17 protein-coding genes, 1 riboswitch and 1 other annotated feature are annotated in these 18,422 nt (G+C 59.3%); of the genes, 14 read left to right on the forward strand and 3 right to left on the reverse strand.

The annotated features are described in order from the left end of the window. Positions 1 to 16 precede the first annotated feature (16 nt). Positions 17 to 1,030 (forward strand): 1-aminocyclopropane-1-carboxylate deaminase, encoded by a 1,014-nt coding sequence (locus NAC44_RS10475; RefSeq protein ID WP_250940481.1) that lies wholly within the window; start codon positions 17 to 19, stop codon positions 1,028 to 1,030. A gap of 42 nt (positions 1,031 to 1,072) precedes the next feature. Here the strand turns inward: NAC44_RS10475 and NAC44_RS10480 are convergent, their stop codons facing one another. Beyond that, entirely contained in the window at positions 1,073 to 1,492 is a 420-nt protein-coding gene (locus NAC44_RS10480) for a hypothetical protein (protein ID WP_250940483.1), read from the reverse strand. Positions 1,493 to 1,835: 343 nt separating this feature from the next. Beyond that, positions 1,836 to 1,891: a sequence feature (sul1 is cis-regulatory element that is thought to sense ions involved in sulfur or methionine metabolism; They are found in Alphaproteobacteria), on the forward strand. Between the two features lie 163 nt (positions 1,892 to 2,054). Between NAC44_RS10480 and NAC44_RS10485 the strand changes: the two genes are divergently transcribed. Then, the gene (locus tag NAC44_RS10485) at positions 2,055 to 3,536 is read left to right on the forward strand and encodes a SulP family inorganic anion transporter (RefSeq protein ID WP_250940485.1); all 1,482 of its coding nucleotides are present in this window, start codon (positions 2,055 to 2,057) and stop codon (positions 3,534 to 3,536) included. A gap of 653 nt (positions 3,537 to 4,189) precedes the next feature. Next, positions 4,190 to 4,852: a pentapeptide repeat-containing protein gene (locus tag NAC44_RS10490; protein WP_250940487.1), complete on the forward strand. Its 663-nt coding sequence runs from the start codon at positions 4,190 to 4,192 to the stop codon at positions 4,850 to 4,852. An 8-nt stretch (positions 4,853 to 4,860) separates the two neighbouring features. Here the strand turns inward: NAC44_RS10490 and NAC44_RS10495 are convergent, their stop codons facing one another. After that, positions 4,861 to 5,775: a LysR family transcriptional regulator gene (locus NAC44_RS10495; RefSeq protein WP_250940489.1), complete on the reverse strand. Its 915-nt coding sequence runs from the start codon at positions 5,773 to 5,775 to the stop codon at positions 4,861 to 4,863. A gap of 100 nt (positions 5,776 to 5,875) precedes the next feature. Here NAC44_RS10495 and NAC44_RS10500 point away from each other — a divergent pair, with 100 nt between their 5' ends. From NAC44_RS10500 to NAC44_RS10520, 5 genes are all read left to right on the forward strand, one after another. After that, positions 5,876 to 7,051, forward strand: a complete 1,176-nt coding sequence (locus NAC44_RS10500) for an acyl-CoA dehydrogenase (RefSeq protein ID WP_250940491.1) — start codon at positions 5,876 to 5,878, stop codon at positions 7,049 to 7,051. 8 nt (positions 7,052 to 7,059) lie between these two features. After that, positions 7,060 to 8,214: a CaiB/BaiF CoA transferase family protein gene (locus NAC44_RS10505; protein WP_250940493.1), complete on the forward strand. Its 1,155-nt coding sequence runs from the start codon at positions 7,060 to 7,062 to the stop codon at positions 8,212 to 8,214. 109 nt (positions 8,215 to 8,323) lie between these two features. Continuing rightward, positions 8,324 to 8,812, forward strand: a complete 489-nt coding sequence (locus tag NAC44_RS10510) for a nuclear transport factor 2 family protein (protein WP_250940495.1) — start codon at positions 8,324 to 8,326, stop codon at positions 8,810 to 8,812. Between the two features lie 134 nt (positions 8,813 to 8,946). After that, on the forward strand, positions 8,947 to 9,993 hold the full coding sequence (locus NAC44_RS10515; RefSeq protein WP_250940497.1) for a DmpA family aminopeptidase: 1,047 nt from the start codon (positions 8,947 to 8,949) through the stop codon (positions 9,991 to 9,993). Between the two features lie 15 nt (positions 9,994 to 10,008). After that, positions 10,009 to 10,875, forward strand: a complete 867-nt coding sequence (locus tag NAC44_RS10520) for a D-amino-acid transaminase (RefSeq protein ID WP_250940499.1) — start codon at positions 10,009 to 10,011, stop codon at positions 10,873 to 10,875. Between the two features lie 6 nt (positions 10,876 to 10,881). Here the strand turns inward: NAC44_RS10520 and NAC44_RS10525 are convergent, their stop codons facing one another. Beyond that, entirely contained in the window at positions 10,882 to 12,381 is a 1,500-nt protein-coding gene (locus tag NAC44_RS10525; protein ID WP_250940502.1) for a serine hydrolase domain-containing protein, read from the reverse strand. A 252-nt stretch (positions 12,382 to 12,633) separates the two neighbouring features. On the opposite strand from NAC44_RS10525, the gene NAC44_RS10530 reads away from it, so the two are divergent. The 6 genes from NAC44_RS10530 (at position 12,634) to NAC44_RS10555 (ending at position 18,305) form a co-directional block, all read left to right on the forward strand. Continuing rightward, complete coding sequence (locus NAC44_RS10530) at positions 12,634 to 13,665, forward strand: dipeptidase (protein WP_250940504.1); 1,032 nt, start codon at positions 12,634 to 12,636, stop codon at positions 13,663 to 13,665. Between the two features lie 51 nt (positions 13,666 to 13,716). Beyond that, positions 13,717 to 13,841, forward strand: a riboswitch (TPP riboswitch). Between the two features lie 102 nt (positions 13,842 to 13,943). Then, positions 13,944 to 15,761, forward strand: a complete 1,818-nt coding sequence (thiC, locus tag NAC44_RS10535) for a phosphomethylpyrimidine synthase ThiC (RefSeq protein WP_250940506.1) — start codon at positions 13,944 to 13,946, stop codon at positions 15,759 to 15,761. Position 15,762: 1 nt separating this feature from the next. After that, entirely contained in the window at positions 15,763 to 16,731 is a 969-nt protein-coding gene (thiO, locus tag NAC44_RS10540; protein ID WP_250940508.1) for a glycine oxidase ThiO, read from the forward strand. Then, positions 16,731 to 16,928, forward strand: a complete 198-nt coding sequence (thiS, locus tag NAC44_RS10545; protein ID WP_250940572.1) for a sulfur carrier protein ThiS — start codon at positions 16,731 to 16,733, stop codon at positions 16,926 to 16,928. Before thiO ends, thiS begins: the two co-directional genes overlap by 1 nt. A 1-nt stretch (position 16,929) precedes the next feature. After that, the gene (locus NAC44_RS10550; RefSeq protein ID WP_250940511.1) at positions 16,930 to 17,703 is read left to right on the forward strand and encodes a thiazole synthase; all 774 of its coding nucleotides are present in this window, start codon (positions 16,930 to 16,932) and stop codon (positions 17,701 to 17,703) included. After that, positions 17,700 to 18,305, forward strand: a complete 606-nt coding sequence (locus NAC44_RS10555; protein ID WP_250940513.1) for a thiamine phosphate synthase — start codon at positions 17,700 to 17,702, stop codon at positions 18,303 to 18,305. The genes NAC44_RS10550 and NAC44_RS10555 overlap by 4 nt, the downstream gene beginning before the upstream one ends. The last annotated feature ends 117 nt before the right edge of the window (positions 18,306 to 18,422 follow it).

Below are 18,422 nucleotides of genomic sequence, written 5' to 3' on the forward strand. Positions count from 1 at the left end.
TACCTATGAGGCGACCATGCTGAAAGATTTCGACCGTTACCCGCTGACCTTCGGCCCCACCCCCATCGAAAAGCTGGATCGGCTGAGCGCCCATCTCGGCGGCAAGGTCGCGCTTTATGCCAAGCGCGAGGATTGCAATTCCGGTCTCGCTTTCGGTGGCAACAAGCTGCGCAAGCTGGAATATATCGTGCCGGATGCGATCAAATCCGGAGCCGATACGCTGGTCTCCATCGGCGGCGTACAGTCCAACCACACCCGCATGGTGGCCGCCGTTGCCGCCAAGATCGGCTTCAAATGCCGTCTGGTGCAGGAAGCCTGGGTGCCGCATGAGGATGCCGTTTATGACCGCGTCGGCAATATCATGCTGTCGCGAATCATGGGCGCGGATGTGCGCCTTGTCGATGACGGGTTCGACATCGGCATCCGCAAGAGCTGGGAAGAGGCCATCGAAGAGGTGAAGGCCAAGGGCGGCAAGCCCTATGCCATTCCCGCGGGCGCGTCCGTGCATAAATATGGCGGTCTCGGTTATGTCGGCTTTGCCGAAGAGGTGCGCAAACAGGAAGAAGAGCTGGGCTTCAAGTTCGATTATATCGTTGTGTGCACCGTCACCGGCTCCACCCATGCCGGTATGACAGTAGGTTTTGCCAAGGACGGACGCGCCGACAAGGTGATCGGTATCGACGCCTCGGCAACGCCCGCTCAGACCAAGGCGCAGGTGTTGGAGATCGCCAATCGCACGGCGGAGCTGGTCAAACTTGGTCGCGATATCACGCCCGCCGATGTGGTGCTGGTGGAAGACTATGCCTATCCGGTTTATGGCGTTCCGTCAGAGGAAACCAAGGAGGCCATCCGCCTTGTTGGCCGTCTCGAAGGCATGATCACCGATCCGGTCTATGAAGGCAAATCCATGCAGGGCATGATCGATCTGGTGAAGAAGGGCTATTTCCCGGAAGGCTCGAAGGTGCTTTACGCCCATCTCGGCGGCGCACCGGCGCTGAACGGCTATGGCTATGCCTTCCGCAATGGCTGATGTCGTGTCCGGCCCTCATGAATATTGAGGGCCGGAACGTTCTTATCCGCGGGCGACGCGCTTCTGCTGGGTGTTGACCGGCACGCGCACGAAAATCGGCGCCGTGGGGCGCGGTTCCACAGAGCGGTTATTGCCATTGGCGGGCATGGAGCCACGCAGCGGCGTAACGGTTGCAGCCGGGCGAACCGGTGCCTTGGCTGCGGCCGGAACCGGCTGGGCAGCGGCCTTTTCCTTCGGCTTCTTGCCGGAATTCAGCCAGCGCATGATGGCTTCAAAGGCGTGACGGCCTTCACGGCGGGCAATTTTCTGACCTTCTGCGCTCAGCCGGCAGGTCGCGCCGATTTCTTTCCAGTTCGGACGTCCGCCATGCAGCGGCGGCAGGGCCTGACGCATGACAAGGCCCAGCATATAGCTGCGCAGATTTTCATAATCAGCAGAATTGAGCGCAGGCTGCAGCCGCACTTCGCAAAAGGTTTCTATTTTCCGCTGAAACAGCGGAAGTGAAGGATAAAATCTCGACATGTGACTCGCAACTCATTGATAACCCGGCGTGAGATGCCGGGATGGGCGCTGCTAAGCTATGGAGCTTAACGAAGCGTTTCCGTGAAGGAGCGGCTCTTTACGACTGTCTTGCCGTCATAGTCAACCCGGCTCTTTCCGCATGATCGCGGATGTGAAGGCAGCGTTACCGGTTTATTGACGGGCATCCGGATTTTTCGATATGGCAGGTGGGATGTCGCGCCGGATTGCCATCCACTTTCCGTCTTGCAAAATTTGCTGCGCTGCGTATAAACGTCGCAATCACCACGGACCCGGTGAAATTCCGGGTGGCTATTCTGGCCGCCGATCCGCCAGACAACGCACAACATTTGTAAACATGTTGGGCCGCTTTGCGGTCAGCGCTGAAACCTGGAGCATGTCCAGGAAAAGTGGATACCGGTTTCCTGTTCGGACATGCTCGAAACAAAGGGCAGAGCGGTTTTGTGTTTCTCTGAAACACGGAAGCGATCTGGTGAAAAAATCCATGAACAAGATCCAAAAATACCAGCATGACTGGTTGATGAATATCCGTGCCGACATTCTCTCCGGCATGGTCGTTGCGCTCGCGCTCATTCCCGAAGCCATCGGCTTTTCCGTGATTGCGGGGGTCGATCCCAAGGTCGGGCTGTTTGCCTCGGTGGCTATTGCCTGCGTCACCGCCATCACCGGCGGGCGGCCGGGCATGGTGTCTGCCGCCACAGCCTCCACCGCCGTCCTGATGGGGTCGCTGGTGCGCGAGCATGGGGTGGAATATCTGTTTGCCGCAACGCTTCTGATGGGGCTGTTGCAGATCCTTGCCGGTTTTCTGAAGCTTGGTCGGCTGATGCGTTTTGTCTCGCGCTCGGTCATGACCGGCTTCGTCAATGCGCTGGCCATCCTGATTTTCATGGCGCAATTGCCGGAACTGACCAATCAGCCGCCATCCACCTATATCATGATTGCGGCAGCGCTGGCGATTATCTACCTCCTGCCACGGTTCACCAAGGCCATTCCGTCACCGCTGGTCGCCATTGCGGTTCTGACGCTGTTTACCTGGTGGTTCGGTTTTCATGTGCGCACGGTCAGCGATCTTGGCGAAATGCCCTCCAGCCTGCCGGTTCTGGCCTGGCCGGATGTGCCGTTCAACCTCGATACGCTGCGGATCATTTTTCCCTATTCGGTGGCTCTGGCTGCCGTCGGCCTGCTCGAATCACTGCTGACGGCGCAGATCGTCGATGACATGACCGAAACCCGCAGCAACAAGAGCCAGGAATGCATCGGTCAGGGGGCGAGCAATATCGTCGCCGGTCTGATTGGCGGCATGGGCGGCTGCGCCATGATCGGCCAGTCGGTGATCAACATCACCTCGGGCGGGCGCGGGCGGCTGTCCACTTTCGTCGCCGGGGTGTTTTTGCTGATCCTGCTGCTGGTTCTGGATGACATTCTGCGGGTCGTGCCCATGGCTGCCCTGGTCGCCATCATGATCATGGTGTCGATCGGCACCTTTTCCTGGCGATCGATCCTCGATCTGAAACGCAATCCGCCATCCTCCTCCTTCGTCATGCTGGCAACCGTGGTCACGGTTGTCGCCACCCATGACCTGTCCAAGGGGGTTCTGGTCGGTGTGCTTCTCTCCGGCGTGTTCTTTGCCGGAAAGGTGGCGCGGATGGTGCGCGTGGAGGCAGAGGATATCGGCGCGGGCGAACGGTTTTTCCGTGTCGAGGGGCAGATTTTCTTTGCCGCCGCTGACAGCTTCATCGCCCGTTTTGACATGGACGATATCCCCGCCAAGGTCGTCATCGATGTCACGCAGGCGCATTTCTGGGATATTTCCTCGGTTGGCGCGCTGGACAAGGTGGTTCTGACCTTCAGGCGCAAGGGCAGCGATGTTGAGGTGCGTGGGCTCAATGCGGCCAGCGCCGATATGATGGATCGCTTTGCGCTTCATACCGATCCGGATCAACATGCCTTGCCTGCGGGCCATTGAGCAGGCAGGCAGTATGCGCCACGCGCATGGCGCATAGCTGGATTGCGAAAAACTGCCTTTCTAATAGGCGGAAATCGCCCTATATCTCTTTTCAACGAAACGGTTCCTCCTCCTCCCAAAACCGTTTCGTCCCGCAGGCCAGCTTCTCCTCCTCCCAAAGCGGCCTGTTTGAACGGCAACATCCTCCTCCCAGTTGCTGTTCAGTACCAGATAAAAAGCCTGTCGCTCTCCTCCCGCGACAGGCTTTTTTCTTGGTCTGTGCCCTGCGTCGATCGCATGGCTTGTCCCCGGGTCAAGATTGGTAAAAAGGCTTCACGGGGAGCCTCATCCTGTTTTACAATAATTGTTAAAGTGCTTCTCGATATGATCACGTTCCATTGATGCACTTCACCTTTATTTTTAAATTGTGCATTGTCATTTTATCAAACTTGGTTCACTCCGGTCGAATCATGGGGGCAACAGCATGGGAAACGCTGTTGAACAAACAAGAAAAACAAGGCGTAGGGAACGGAGCCATTGTCGATCCGTTCTGACTGAGCCGATGGGAGCAAGGTCGGGTCTGTCTTAAACAGATGATCCGATGCAATGAGAGGAATGATGGCGTGCAGTGCAATCCCCGATGGCTGAGAGTGACAGGTTGGCGTTTAGGACTGTTGACGCTGTTGTTGGTCATGGTGGCGAGCGAGGCTTTTGCTGCCTATTGCCGCAGCGAACCGGTGAATGGGGTGGACTGGACCGGATGCGAAAAGCGCCATCTCATGCTGGGTGGCAGCGACCTGCAAAAGGCCAATCTCTATGATGCCGATCTGAGTTTTACCGATCTGAGCGGTTCAACCCTGCAAGGCGCGGATTTTGAACGCAGCACCCTGATCCGCGCCTCTTTGGCGGGCGCTAAGGCGGATGGGGCAAATTTTCAGCGGATTGAAGCCTATCGCAGCGACATGACCGGCCTTTCCGGCCTGAACGCCGATTTCGAATCGGCGGAAATGCAGCGTGTGACCTTGAGCCGCGCCAATCTGGCCGGGGCCAATTTCAAAAAAGCAGAATTGAGCCGGGCCTTGTTTGACCGGGCAATCCTGACCGGTGTCGATTTTTCCTTTGCCAATCTCTCCCGCGCCACCCTGATCAATGCCCGCACCGATGGCGGAATGAATTTCACCGATTCCTTCCTGTTTCGCACCCGCATCGAAGGGCTCGATCTGTCGACGGCCAAGGGCTTGACCCAGGATCAGATCGATCTCGCTTGCGGGGATGACAAGACAATTTTGCCGGCCGATCTGAAAAAACCGTCGGCCTGGCCCTGCCCCAGCGACTGAGCCGCCGTTCAGGGCAGCTCTTGTGCGTGAAAGAGCCGCACTTCTTCCAAAAGCCATTGCGAAAAGGCGGCGAGCGGCGCAGAGATGGGCCTGTTGTCGGGAGAGACGAGATAATACTGGCTCTGGCTTTTCACCCGATGTTCTGAGGCCAGCACAAGCTGGCCGCTCGAAAGCTCGGGCTGGATGAGAAACAGCGGCATCAGCGCAATGCCCAGCCCGGCAATACAGGCCTGCGCCACATTCATGAACTGCTCGAACCCCATGGCGGGCAGGGGCGTGGCTTTGATGCCATGCGTTTCAAACCAATAATCCCAGGCATTCGGGCGCGACTGCATCTGGATGAGTGGCAGGCTGAGAAGATCCTCCGGCCCTGTGATGGCATGGCGCTTGAGAAAATCCGGGCTGCATACCGGGGCCACGGTTTCATCCATGAGAAAGACGGCGGTTGCCCCCGGCCAGTTTGGCTTGCCGATATGGATGGCGGCGTCGAGACCTTGGGTGTCGAAATCGAACTGGCCAATGCGGGTGGCGAAATTCAGCGTGATTTCCGGATGACGGGCGACAAAACGGGGAATGCGCGGCATGAGCCAGCGTGTGCCGAAGGTGGGCAGGATCGCCAGATCGAGGCTGCGGTTCCTGCCGCCGGTCATGGCGGTGAGAGCGGCCTGTTGAATGAGCGCGAGCGCGTCACGTGTCTTCTGGTGAAAATGGTTCCCTTCCGCTGTGAGGGTGACCCCGCGCCCCTGGCGCAGAAACAGCGTGGTTTTCATCTGTTCTTCCAGCGTCTGGATCTGGCGGCTGACGGCGCCCTGCGTCAGGTTCAGCTCTTCTGCTGCGGCGGAAAAACTGCCAAGCCGGGCCACGGCGTCGAGCGTGACCAGCGCGGCGGTGGAGGGCAGGAAACGTCTCTGGATCAGCTTCATAAGCTATGAATATATCTCATGGCTTGATCCGTAAACATGGTTTTTCAATACGAAGATTTCCTGTAAAACCGGATGCAATGAGGATAAGTGAGGTTTTGCCATGAGTTTTGTGTGGGATGATCCTTTTCTGCTGGATGCGCAGTTGAGCGATGAGGAGCGGATGATCCGCGATGCGGCGGCAGCTTTTGCCAAGGCCGAACTCGCCCCAAGGGTCGAGGAGATGTATCTCACCGAAAAATCCGCACCGGAGCTTTTTCCCTTGATGGGGCAGGCCGGGCTTTTGGGCGTGACACTGCCGGAAAAATACGGGGCGGCAGGAGCCAATTACGTGGCTTACGGTCTTGTGGCGCGGGAGGTGGAGCGGGTCGATTCCGGTTTCCGGTCGATGATGAGCGTGCAATCCTCGCTCGTCATCCATCCGATCTTTGCCTATGGTTCGGAAGAACAGAAGGATAAATATCTGCCCGGCCTCGTCTCCGGTGAGTTGATCGGCTGTTTCGGCCTGACCGAGCCGGATGCGGGTTCCGATCCGGGCGGCATGAAGACGCGGGCGGAAAAGATTGACGGCGGCTACCGGCTGCGTGGCTCGAAAATGTGGATTTCCAATGCGCCGATTGCCGATGTCTTCGTCGTCTGGGCCAAATCCGAAGCGCATGACGGGGCCATTCGCGGCTTCGTGCTGGAAAAGGGCATGAAGGGGCTTTCGGCGCCGAAAATCGGCGGCAAGCTGTCGCTGCGCGCCTCGATCACCGGGGAAATCGTCATGGACGGCGTCGAGGTCGGCGAGGAGGCGCTGCTGCCGGGTGTTTCGGGCTTGAAAGGCCCCTTCGGCTGCCTCAACCGGGCGCGCTACGGCATTTCCTGGGGTGTGATGGGCGCGGCGGAGGATTGCTGGTTTCGTGCCCGCCAATATGGCCTCGACCGGCATCAGTTCGGCAAGCCTTTGGCCGGAATGCAGCTTTACCAGAAGAAACTGGCCGACATGCAGACCGAGATCGCCCTTGGCCTTCAGGCCTCGCTGCGTGTCGGGCAATTGATGGACGCGCATAGCTTCGCCCCGGAAATGATTTCCATCATCAAGCGCAACAATTGCGGCAAGGCGCTGGATATTGCCCGCATGGCCCGCGACATGCATGGCGGCAATGGCATCCAGATCGCATATCACGTCATGCGCCATGCGCAGAATCTGGAAACGGTGAACACCTATGAGGGCACGCATGACGTTCACGCGCTGATCCTCGGTCGGGCGCAGACCGGTCTTCAGGCGTTTTTCTGAGGCCGGTCATGTCATCGCAAAACGCGCCGCTTGCCGGCCTGAAAGTCATTGAACTCGCCCGCATTCTCGCCGGTCCCTGGATCGGCCAGACGCTGGCCGATCTCGGCGCCGATGTGATCAAGGTGGAAAGCCCGGACGGCGACGACACCCGGACATGGGGCCCGCCTTTCATCGGGGAGGGGCCCGAGCGCGCCGCCGCCTATTTCCATGCCTGCAATCGCGGCAAGCGCTCGATTGCGGCGGATTTTTCCCAGGCGGACGATCGGGAGATGGTGTGTGCTCTGATCGCATCCGCCGATGTTGTGATCGAGAATTTCAAGGTCGGGGGCCTTGCGAAATACGGGCTCGATTATCAAAGTCTGAGCGCGATCAATCCACGCCTTGTCTATTGTTCGGTCACCGGTTTCGGCCAGGACGGGCCTTATGCGAAGCGCGCCGGCTATGATTTCATGATCCAGGGCATGAGCGGCATCATGGATCTGACCGGCGAGCCGGACGGGCCGCCGCAAAAGATCGGCGTTGCCTTTGCCGATATTTTTACCGGGCTTTACGGGGTCATCGCCATTCAGGCGGCGCTGGCGCAGCGAGAAAGAACCGGCGAGGGTCAATATATCGATATGGCGCTGTTTGACTGCATGGCGGCGGTGCTGGCCAATCAGGCGATGAATTATGCCGCTTCCGGCATTGCGCCGACGCGCATGGGCAATGTCCATCCCAATATTGCCCCCTATCAGACATTTGCCGTGGCCGATGGCCACGTGATCATCGCTTGCGGCAATGACGGACAATTTGCCCGTCTCTGCGAGGTTCTCGATCTTGCCGACCTGCCGAAACAGGAAAGCTTTGCCACCAATGCCGCCCGCGTCGCCAATCGGGGGGCACTTGTTGCGGCGATGGAGGCAAGGACGAAGCGCTTTGCCCGCGACGATCTGTTGCAAGCGCTGGAAAAGGCCACCGTTCCCGCAGGGCCGATCAACACCGTGGCCGATCTCTTTGCTGATCCGCAGTTCATCTTCAGAGAGATGAAGATCATGCCGGAGGGTGTGGCGGGCCTGCGCACGCCGATCCGCTTTTCGAGAGCTGCGCTTGCCACGGGGCGGCGCGCGCCGCATCTTGACGAGCACCGCGAGGAGATACTGGCCGAACTGAAGACAGACGGCTGAGACGTGGCGGTTATTTTTTCCTGCCTATCGGTGGAAAAACTGCCTTCTTGTGTTCGGGATGATCATGGATAGGGTCACGGCTTGTCGGAACCCTGTTCAGGATCACTTTATGAAACAGTTGCTTATCGCCATGGCTCTTACGGCTGCCCTTGCCACGCCGGTTTTTGCCCAGGAAGCCGTCACCCCGGCGGCCAATCCGGATGCGCTTTTCACCAGCAAGGACCCGGTGCTGAACCGCAACAAGCAGGCCGCCTATCACATTTTCAAGGATCTTCTCGAAGCCGGACATTGGGACCTCGCCGACAAATATCTGACCAAGCGCTATATCCAGCACAATCCCAATGCGGTTTCCGGCATTCAGGGCGTGGTCGATTATTTCACCAAGGTGCTGAAACAGAAGGAAAAGCCGATCCCGGCAAAAATGAGCGCCAAGGTGGTGGCCGTGGTGGCCGAGGGTGATTACGTCACCGTTGCCACAGTCCGCTCGTTCAAGGAGCCGAAGGACCCGAGCAAGACCTACACCACCACATGGTTCGATATGTGGCGATTTGTCGATGGCAAGGCCGATGAGCATTGGGACGGGGCGTTGAAGCCGTAAGACGATTCTGCAAGCCTATAAACATTCAGGGAAAGTCTGCTTTTCCGCTTTCGTTTTTGCCTGACCGGAGTATGGTGCCGCCGATTTATGCATTATGCCTGTTTCTTCAGGCAGGATTTCAGACGGGCAGTGGCGTGACAGACGAAAAACGGCAGCGGATCAGCACGGTGATCGGTCGGCGGATCGGCCATTATCAACCGGGTCCGCTCAATGCGATCACCGATGTGGCCGGTGTCCGTGTCGGCCATGTGACGCTGAAGAAGGGGGATCGCACCAGAACCGGTGCGACCGCCATTGTCCCCCATTGCGGCAATCTCTATCAGGACAAGGTACCCGCCGGTTTTGCCGTGTTGAACGGCTATGGCAAATTTGCCGGATCGACCCAGATTGCCGAGCTGGGCGAGATCGAAACGCCGATCCTGCTGACCAACACGCTGGCTGTCGGCCGTGGCATCGAGGCGATCATCCGCCACACCTTGGGTCAACCCGGCAATGCGCGTGTCACCTCGATCAATGCCGTGGTCGGCGAGACCAATGACAGCCGCCTCAATGATATTCGCAGCCCCCGCCCGACGGTCGAGGACATGCTGACGGCCCTTGCCGCAGCCAGACCGGGGCCGGTGGAAGAAGGCGCTGTCGGGGCGGGAACCGGCACGGTCGCCTTCGGTCTCAAGGGCGGCATCGGCACCGCTTCGCGTCTCGTGCCGGTCGGCAAGGCGCGTTATACACTTGGCGTACTGGTGCAATCCAATTATGGCGGCCATCTCACCGTGGCGGGAAAGCCCTATGTCAGCGATGCCGCCCATGACAAAGATGGGTCGATCGTCATGATCGTGGCGACCGATGCGCCGCTTTCCTCGCGCAATCTGACCCGACTGGCGGAACGCTGTTTCGGCGGGCTGGCGCGCACGGGGGCGGCGCTCAGCAACGGGTCCGGTGACTATGCGCTGGCCTTTTCCACGGCAGAGAGCGTGCGGCTGACGGCAGAGCGCCGCAAGGGGCTGATGACGCTGGAAGCGCTTTCCAACGATGTCGTTTCGCCGCTCTTCGAGGCGGTGATCGAAGCCACCGAGGAAGCCATCTTGAATTCGCTGACCATGGCCGAAACCACAACCGGCTATAATGCCGGAAAAGATCGACCGGAAACGGTCGAAGCCATATCCCTTAGCCATCTCGCCTGACTGTCTGGAGCCATCATGTCATCTTCCTCCCCGCGTATCGTCTATCTCAATGGTGCTTTTCTGCCGGAAAACGAGGCGCATATTTCCATTTTCGACCGCGGTTTCCTGTTTGGTGACGGCATTTACGAAGTGACCGCCGTGCTGGACGGCAAGCTCGTCGACAGCCCCTCGCATATGGCGCGGCTTGAGCGCAGCGTCGGTGAAATCGGCGGGCGTCTGCCGGTCTCGACCGATGAGATCGTCAAGGCGGAAAAGCGGCTGATCGAAGAAAACAGTCTGCAGGAAGGCATGATCTATCTGCAATATACCCGTGGCGCGGAAGACCGGAACTTTCTCTATTCCGAAGACCTCGCTCCGACGCTGGTGATGTTTACCCAGGCGAAGAAACTCGACGATCCGCGCGCCATGGAAAAGGGCCTGAAGGTCAAGACCGTGCCGGATCAGCGCTGGGCGCGCCGCGACATCAAGAGTGTGTGCCTGCTGCCGCAGGTTCTGGCCAAGAAAGCCGCCAAGGCCGACGGTTTTGACGAGGCCTGGATGCTGGAAGACGGCGTGGTGACGGAAGGCGCCTCCTCCACCGCCTATATCATCACCGCAGACGACCGGATCATCACCCGCGCCAACAGCAACAAGACGCTGCCCGGCTGCACCCGTCTCGCTGTGCTCGACCTTGCCCGCGAACACGGTCTGACCATTGAAGAGCGCCCCTTCACCCTTGCCGAAGCGCTCGCCGCCCGGGAAGCGGCGCTGACCAGCGCCTCCAACTTCATCGTCCCGATCGTCATGATCGACGACACGCCGGTCGGTGACGGCAAGCCGGGTGCGATGGTCAAGCGGCTGCGCGCGCTTTACATGGACAATGCCCGTAAAACGGCGATCTGATCGACTTCAGACTGATCCTCGGTGATACCCCATCATCCGGGCGCGGTTGAGCACGAGATCGATCCTGTCTGGTCCCTGCCGATAAAGGCAGACAGTCTTTGTCCAGGGGCCGTCATGCAGGGTGAAAAGGAAATGCGCCTTGCCAAGCGCCGTAAGCCCCATGGCCTGGCGGGTTGGGCCGATGCCCATGATGACATGGCCGTTGGCGATCTCGAAAGCGGCCCCTTCCTCCGAGTGCCACTGGCCGGAGAGATCGTCCGGAACCGTTTCGGCCTGAACCGGGCGATAAAGGCGGGGAGCGTGGCCGATCTCGCCGATGACCTTATCCGCCTCCATGCGCAACCGGATCGGCGAGGTCGAGGAGCGTGAGCTGACAGAGCCGTCTTCCGCTTCGTAAACCGTGTCTTCGGCATCGAGAGAGGTGACCGTGCTGCCTTCGACCTTCAGCCAATACGGGCCGTGATCGGCGACATAGAGGCCGGGTGTCAGCGCAGACGAAGGGGTGGGCAGGGCAAGCCCGTAAAGCGCGGCCATGGCGGTCTGGGCGATTTTTGCCCCATTGGTGTCTTCGCGGTTGGAGACGACGACGATGCCGGTCTTCTGCTCAGGGTCGAGCAGGAAATAGGTTTTATAGCCGGGATGCGAGCCGCCATGGCCGATAAAGCTTTTGCCGCCGATCACGGTTTCGGCCATGCCGAGCCCATAGGGGCTGATGCGGCCATCGGCCAGCGGGCGGGGTGCGGCAAGCTTTTTCACTATGGTCTCATCGCGCATCAGGCCCTGAAGCCAATGCGCCAGAGAGCGCGCACTGCCGGTCATGCTGCCGGAAGCGGAAATATGCAGGCCTGCCGCCGACAACTGCCATGTTTTGCCGTCATGCCAATAGCCGGGTTGCAATCCTTCGACCGGATCGTTCCAGACATCCGGCGCATCGAAAACCGCGCCATGGAGCGCCGCTGCTTTGCGGATATAATCGCGGAACCGCAGCCCCTTGCGCTCCAGCGCCGCCTCGACCAGACGATAGCCGGTGTTGGAATAAGACACCTCCGTGCCTGCGGCAAAATTGAGCCGGGTCATACGGGCAAGGAAATCGAGGATCGGCGCGGCGCGGGTTTCGGAATAGACCGAAAGGCCAAGCAGGGTGAGGCATTCGCGCACATCCGGCAGACCGCCGCTCATATCCAGAGCCCGACCGACCGTGACGTCTGAAAGGGGCGCTTGCAGCTCGGGAAGATGATCCCCCAGTCTCTCATCAAGACCGATCATGTCGGGATGCGACAGAACCATGCTGCAGAAGGCATGTTTCGTCACCGAAGCATAGCGGATGACGCTGTCTGCGGTGAAGGTCTCACCCGTGTTCAGATTGGCAAGGCCGCCGGAGAGGGAAAACCGGATGCCGTTCTGATCGAAGCCGAGAATTGCCCCGCCGGGCGTCTTGAGAGTCCAGTCTTTCATGTAAGCCTGTGCAGTCTCATGGGCTGAAGACCAGGAGAGAACATGTGTCATGGATATCAATCTTTCTCAGCAAAACAGGCGGCTCATGGCACGTCATCGGTTGATGTCGGGTTCAAAGCCAAGACGACTGTTGAAGAAGGGTGAGGGCAGGAGTCGTTTGATATTGTTATAATGAGCTGATACCGCTATCGCAACGTGGTGTGCAGCACGGACGGCCTGCCGGTTCATGGACCCTGAGGACTAAGATCCTCTCTACAGCAGGCTTGGGCCGTCGCCCAAAGGGCGCAGTTTTGGAGAGTAATGATGGCAAACATGCCGATTTTTGACGGTCACAATGATGTTCTGCTGCGCTTGCACAAAAACAATGCCGCACATAAGGAACGCCTTTTTCTCGATGGCGCGGAAACGGGCCATATCGATCTGCCAAAATCGGCTGCCGGTGGTCTGGCAGGCGGCCTTTGCGCAATCTTCATTCCCTCGCCTAGCACGGCTCCCGACCGGAATGGCGATTTCGTGCCACCGAATTCTGCCGACGCCATGGTCGAAACACTGGCCATGGCGCGCCTGCTTTTCGATATCGAGCGCAGGAGCGAAGGCCGTGTCAAGGTCTGCCGGAGCGCTGCCGAGATCAGGGCCTGCATTGAAACCAATGTTTTCGCCCCGGTTCTGCATATAGAAGGGGCTGAGATGATCGGCTATGATCTCGATGCGCTCTATGTTCTGCATCAGGCGGGCCTGCGCTCGCTTGGCCCCGTCTGGAGCCGTCCGAACATTTTCGCCTATGGCGTGCCGTTCCGCTTTCCCTCTTCTCCCGATATCGGGCCGGGCCTGACCGAGTTGGGCAAGGATCTGGTGCGCGCCTGCAACGAGCTGAAGATTCTCATCGACCTGTCGCATATGAATGAAAAGGGCTTCTGGGATATCGCCCGCCTGTCGAAAGCGCCGCTGGTTGCCACCCATTCCAATATGCATGGGCTTTGCGCCCATAGCCGCAATCTCACCGACCGGCAGCTCGATGCCATCCGGGCGACAGGCGGCATGGTCGGCATCAATTTCGGCGTGCTCTTCCTGCGTCAGGACGGGGTGAAGAACCCTGACACGGCGCTCGACCTGATTGTCGAGCACATCGACTATGCCGTCGAACGGCTGGGGATCGATCATGTCGGTTTCGGTTCCGATTTCGATGGCACCACGATCCCGACCGATCTCAAGGATGCGGCCGGCCTGCCGCATCTGGTCGCGGCACTTAACGCACGGGGCTATGATGCTGGCAGCATTGAGAAACTCTGCTACGGCAACTGGCTTTCTGTTCTGGAACGGACATGGGGGGCCTGAGTGTCGCGTGATCGACGCTTGACGCAGCAGCGTGTTCGGGCCTAAGATTCGGCCATTCACCAGGGGTGTCCCGCAAGGGGCTGAGATTCCGCTGGGCGTGATCCATCACGCAGCGCGGTGACCCGTTGAACCTGATCCAGTTCATACTGGCGTAGGGACGGTGCAAGCGCTGCAATTGCATTCCCATATTGGGGCCCGCAATGGGTTTGGCAAAAGCGTCTTTCCATCATTCCGGCTGTCATGACTGGGTCTCCAACCTGAACACTTGGAGCCTCAAGATGAATATCGCCCCTTCCTTCCCGACCCCCGAGGTCACCACGGGTCCTTTGCCCGCCTCGACAAAAATCCATGTTGCCGGTGAGTTGCACCCCGAAATCCGTGTGCCGCTTCGCCAGATTGCGCTGCATCCCACCTCCGGCGAGCCGCCGGTCACTGTCTATGACGCCTCCGGCCCCTATACCGATCCCGCCATCTCCATTGCCATCGATGCCGGACTGCCGAAGCTTCGCCGCGACTGGGTGCTCAAGCGCGGCGATGTCGAGGAATATAATGGCCGCGTCGTCAAGCCTGAGGATAACGGTTTTGCCTCTGGCGAAAAGCTGACGCCGGAATTTCCCGCCCTTCAGCCGCCGCTGCGGGCAAAGCCCGGCACGGCCGTGACCCAGTTGGCTTACGCCCGCGCGGGCATCATTACGCCTGAAATGGAATTCATCGCCATTCGCGAAAATCTGGGCCGCAAGGCCGCTAAAGAAAAGCTGGCGCGCGATGGCGAAAGCTTTGGCGCGCATATCCCCGATTATGTCACGCCGGAATTCGTGCGGCAGGAAGTCGCCGCCGGTCGCGCCATCATTCCCGCCAATATCAACCACCCGGAAAGCGAGCCGATGATCATCGGCCGCAATTTCCTCGTCAAGATCAACGCCAATATCGGCAATTCCGCCGTCACCTCCTCCATGGCGGAAGAGGTGGAGAAAATGGTCTGGGCCATCCGCTGGGGGGCCGATACGGTGATGGACCTTTCGACAGGTCGCAACATTCACAATATCCGCGAATGGATCATCCGCAATGCGCCGGTGCCGATCGGGACCGTGCCGCTCTATCAGGCACTGGAAAAGGTGGGTGGCATTGCCGAAAACCTCACCTGGGAAGTGTTTCGCGACACGCTGATCGAGCAGGCGGAGCAGGGGGTGGATTATTTCACCATCCATGCCGGTGTGCGGCTTGCCTATATTCCGCTCACCGTCAACCGCGTCACCGGCATCGTCTCGCGCGGTGGTTCGATCATGGCGAAGTGGTGTCTGCATCACCATAAGGAGTCGTTCCTCTACGAGCATTTCGAGGAGATCTGCGACATTTGCCGCGCTTATGATGTGTCCTTCTCGCTGGGCGACGGTCTGCGCCCCGGCTCGATTGCCGATGCCAATGACGCCGCCCAGTTTGCCGAGCTGGAAACGCTGGGCGAACTGACGCAGATTGCCTGGGCCAAGGATTGTCAGGTGATGATCGAAGGCCCCGGCCATGTTCCCATGCACAAGATCAAGGAGAACATGGACAAGCAGTTGAAGACCTGCGGCGAAGCGCCTTTCTATACGCTGGGACCGCTCACCACCGATATCGCGCCGGGCTATGACCACATCACCTCCGGCATCGGGGCGGCGATGATCGGCTGGTTCGGCACGGCCATGCTCTGCTATGTCACGCCGAAGGAACATCTGGGCCTGCCGGACCGCAATGACGTGAAAACCGGCGTCATCACCTACAAGATTGCCGCCCACGCTGCCGATCTTGCCAAGGGTCATCCGGCAGCACAGGTGCGTGACGATGCGCTGTCGCGCGCCCGTTTCGAGTTCCGCTGGGAAGACCAGTTCAACCTGTCGCTCGACCCGGAGACGGCGCGCTCCTTCCATGATGAGACCCTGCCGAAGGAAGCGCATAAGGTCGCGCATTTCTGCTCCATGTGCGGGCCGAAATTCTGCTCCATGCGCATTTCCCACGATATCCGCGCCGAGGCGCAGAAGGAGGGGCTGGAGGCCATGGCGGCAAAATATCGCGAGGGCGGCGATCTTTATATGCCGGTTCCAAACGCCGGAGAATGACATGTCCATTCTGATTAAGGGGGCCGGCGTTGCCGGCCTCACCGCCGCCTTCGAGCTGGTGTCGCAGGGCTTTGCGGTGGAGGTTTCCGAAAAATCAGAGGCCATTGGTGAGGGGGCCTCGCATTATGCAGGCGGCATGCTTGCCCCCTGGTGCGAGCGCGAGGCGGCGGAAGAGGCGGTTCTGACACTCGGCCTTGCCGCAGCCGACTGGTGGGAGGAGGCGCTTCCCGGTCTCGTCACCCGCAAGGGAACGCTGGTGCTGTCCACCGGGCGCGACCAGAGCGATCTCAAGCGCTTTGCCTCCCGTACAAGCGGCCATCAATGGCTGGATGCGGCAGGCATTGCCGCAATCGAACCCGCGCTTGCAGACCGTTTTCGTCTCGGTCTCTTCTTTGCCGGTGAGGCGCATCTCGATCCGCGCAAGGCGTTGCAGGGGCTTTATCAGGCGCTTGTCGCCAAAGGTGTTCGCTTCCATTTCGGATCCGAACCGGCAGGTCGCTATGCCCGGATTATCGATTGCACGGGTGCGGCTGCCATCGAAACGGTTCCGTCTTTGCGCGGGGTGCGCGGGGAAATGATCTATCTGGAAACGCCGGAGGTGGCGCTGTCGCGGCCCATCCGCCTGCTGCATCCGCGCCACCCGATCTATATCGTGCCGCGCGAGGGGCACCGCTTCATGGTCGGCGCGACGATGATCGAGGCAGATGATGACGGCCCGATCAGCGCCCGATCCTTGATGGAGTTTTTGAACGCCGCCTATGCGCTTCACCCCGCATTTGGCGAGGCGCGGCTGATCGAAACCGGCGTCGGCATCCGCCCCGCTTTTGCCGATAACCTGCCGCGCGTGGTGGAAACGGAAGAAGGCTATGCCATTGCCGGAATGCACCGCCACGGCTTTCTGCTGGCGCCCGCCATGGCGCGGCAACTGGCGGAAAAGCTTGACCTGAAAGACCGGAGGAAAAGCGCATGATCCGTGTGATCGTCAATGGCGAGGCCCAGACCTGCCCCGCCCAAACCCTTGCCGAGCTGCTGAAGGCGCTGGACTATGAAGGCGATTTCCTCGCCACCGCCGTCAATGGTGATCTGGTGCACCGCGAGGAACGGGCAGATTGCCTGCTGAAAGAGGGCGACAAGGTGGAAATCCTCGCGCCCATGCAGGGAGGCTGACATGCTGAAACTTTATGATTGCGACCTTGTCTCCCGTTTGCTCCTTGGCACCGCCCGTTATCCATCCCCCGCGAAACTGGCGGACGCCGTGCGTCGTTCGGCAACCGAAATCCTCACGGTTTCGCTGCGGCGTGAGACCGCAGGCGGCAAGGCAGGCGGGGCGTTTTTCGAGCTGATCCGCAGCCTCGACGTTCACATCCTGCCCAATACAGCGGGATGTCACAGTGTTTCGGAAGCCGTGCTGACGGCAAAAATGGCGCGTGAGGTTTTTCAGACAAATTGGATCAAGCTGGAACTGATCGGTCACCACGACACCTTGCAGCCGGATGTGTTTCAGCTGGTTGAGGCGGCGAAAATCCTGTGTGACGAGGGTTTCGAGGTGTTTCCCTACACGACCGACGATCTGGTGGTGGGCGAGCGGCTGTTGCAGGCAGGCTGCAAGGTGCTGATGCCATGGTGCGCGCCGATCGGCTCGGCCATGGGGCCGCAGAATATCGCAGCGCTCAAATCCATGCGGGCAGAATTTCCCGATATTCCATTGATCGTCGATGCCGGGATTGGCCGTCCCTCCCATGCCACTCAGGTCATGGAGCTTGGCTATGATGCCGTGCTGCTCAATACGGCTGTCGCAGGCGCAGGCGATCCGGTGCTGATGGCCGAAGCCTTTGCCCGCGCCATTGATGCCGGTCATCTCGCCTTTCAGGCCGGACCGCTGGAACCACGGGATATGGCCGTTCCCTCCACACCTGTCATCGGTAAAGGCGTTTTTGCATGAAGCTCGATCCTTTCTACCTGATTGTCGACAGCGCCGACTGGATCGAACGCCTCGTGCCTCTGGGCGTGAGGCTGGTGCAACTGCGGATGAAAGATGGGGATGAGGTGGTGCTGCGCGCCCATATCCGCCGGGCGAAAACGGTCTGTGCCGCCCATAATTGCCAGCTCATTCTCAACGATTATTGGCAGCTTGCCCTTGAAGAAGGCTGTGATGCTCTCCATTTAGGGCAGGAAGATATGGCAGACGCCGATCTTAACGCCATCCGTCGTGCCGGGATCAAATTCGGTCTTTCGACCCATGACGAGGCGGAGCTTGAAACGGCGCTGGCGGCAAAGCCGGATTATGTCGCTTTGGGGCCAATCTGGCCAACCATTCTGAAGACAATGAAATGGGACCCGCAAGGGCTTGAACGTTTGCAGACATGGCGAAACCGTATCGGCTCTTTGCCATTGGTGGCGATTGGCGGTGTCACAGTCGAAAAACTCGACGGCGTTTTTGCCAAGGGCGCTGATAGCGCAGCCGTGGTGACCGATATTCTCCGGCATGAAAACCCGGAGGAGAGAACCAAAAGCTGGCTTGAACGGACACGACAGTGGAGATGAGCGGAGACAGAGAAAAGGATTCTGCTTTTTCCTCTTCAAAACCAGCAGGTTACAAAAAAGTAGTCTGTGAAGTATGAAAATGGTTTGACAGTAATGGGAGTTGGCCGTAGAAGGGCG

It is taken from the genome of Allorhizobium sonneratiae (genome assembly GCF_023700755.1).
GTDB classification, from domain to species: Bacteria; Pseudomonadota; Alphaproteobacteria; order Rhizobiales; family Rhizobiaceae; genus Allorhizobium; species Allorhizobium sonneratiae.

Excerpts from the sequence above, each read along its gene's own strand:
- NAC44_RS10530 (WP_250940504.1), top strand. The coding sequence starts at position 12,634 with ATGGCAAACATGCCGATTTTTGACGGTCACAATGATGTTCTGCTGCGC.
- NAC44_RS10495 (WP_250940489.1), bottom strand. The coding sequence starts at position 5,775 with ATGAAGCTGATCCAGAGACGTTTCCTGCCCTCCACCGCCGCGCTGGTC.
- thiO (WP_250940508.1), top strand. The coding sequence starts at position 15,763 with ATGTCCATTCTGATTAAGGGGGCCGGCGTTGCCGGCCTCACCGCCGCC.
- NAC44_RS10505 (WP_250940493.1), top strand. The coding sequence starts at position 7,060 with ATGTCATCGCAAAACGCGCCGCTTGCCGGCCTGAAAGTCATTGAACTC.
- NAC44_RS10485 (WP_250940485.1), top strand. The coding sequence starts at position 2,055 with ATGAACAAGATCCAAAAATACCAGCATGACTGGTTGATGAATATCCGT.
- NAC44_RS10510 (WP_250940495.1), top strand. The coding sequence starts at position 8,324 with ATGAAACAGTTGCTTATCGCCATGGCTCTTACGGCTGCCCTTGCCACG.
- NAC44_RS10525 (WP_250940502.1), bottom strand. The coding sequence starts at position 12,381 with ATGACACATGTTCTCTCCTGGTCTTCAGCCCATGAGACTGCACAGGCT.
- NAC44_RS10555 (WP_250940513.1), top strand. The coding sequence starts at position 17,700 with ATGAAGCTCGATCCTTTCTACCTGATTGTCGACAGCGCCGACTGGATC.
- thiC (WP_250940506.1), top strand. The coding sequence starts at position 13,944 with ATGAATATCGCCCCTTCCTTCCCGACCCCCGAGGTCACCACGGGTCCT.
- NAC44_RS10550 (WP_250940511.1), top strand. The coding sequence starts at position 16,930 with ATGCTGAAACTTTATGATTGCGACCTTGTCTCCCGTTTGCTCCTTGGC.
- NAC44_RS10500 (WP_250940491.1), top strand. The coding sequence starts at position 5,876 with ATGAGTTTTGTGTGGGATGATCCTTTTCTGCTGGATGCGCAGTTGAGC.
- NAC44_RS10520 (WP_250940499.1), top strand. The coding sequence starts at position 10,009 with ATGTCATCTTCCTCCCCGCGTATCGTCTATCTCAATGGTGCTTTTCTG.
- NAC44_RS10475 (WP_250940481.1), top strand. The coding sequence starts at position 17 with ATGCTGAAAGATTTCGACCGTTACCCGCTGACCTTCGGCCCCACCCCC.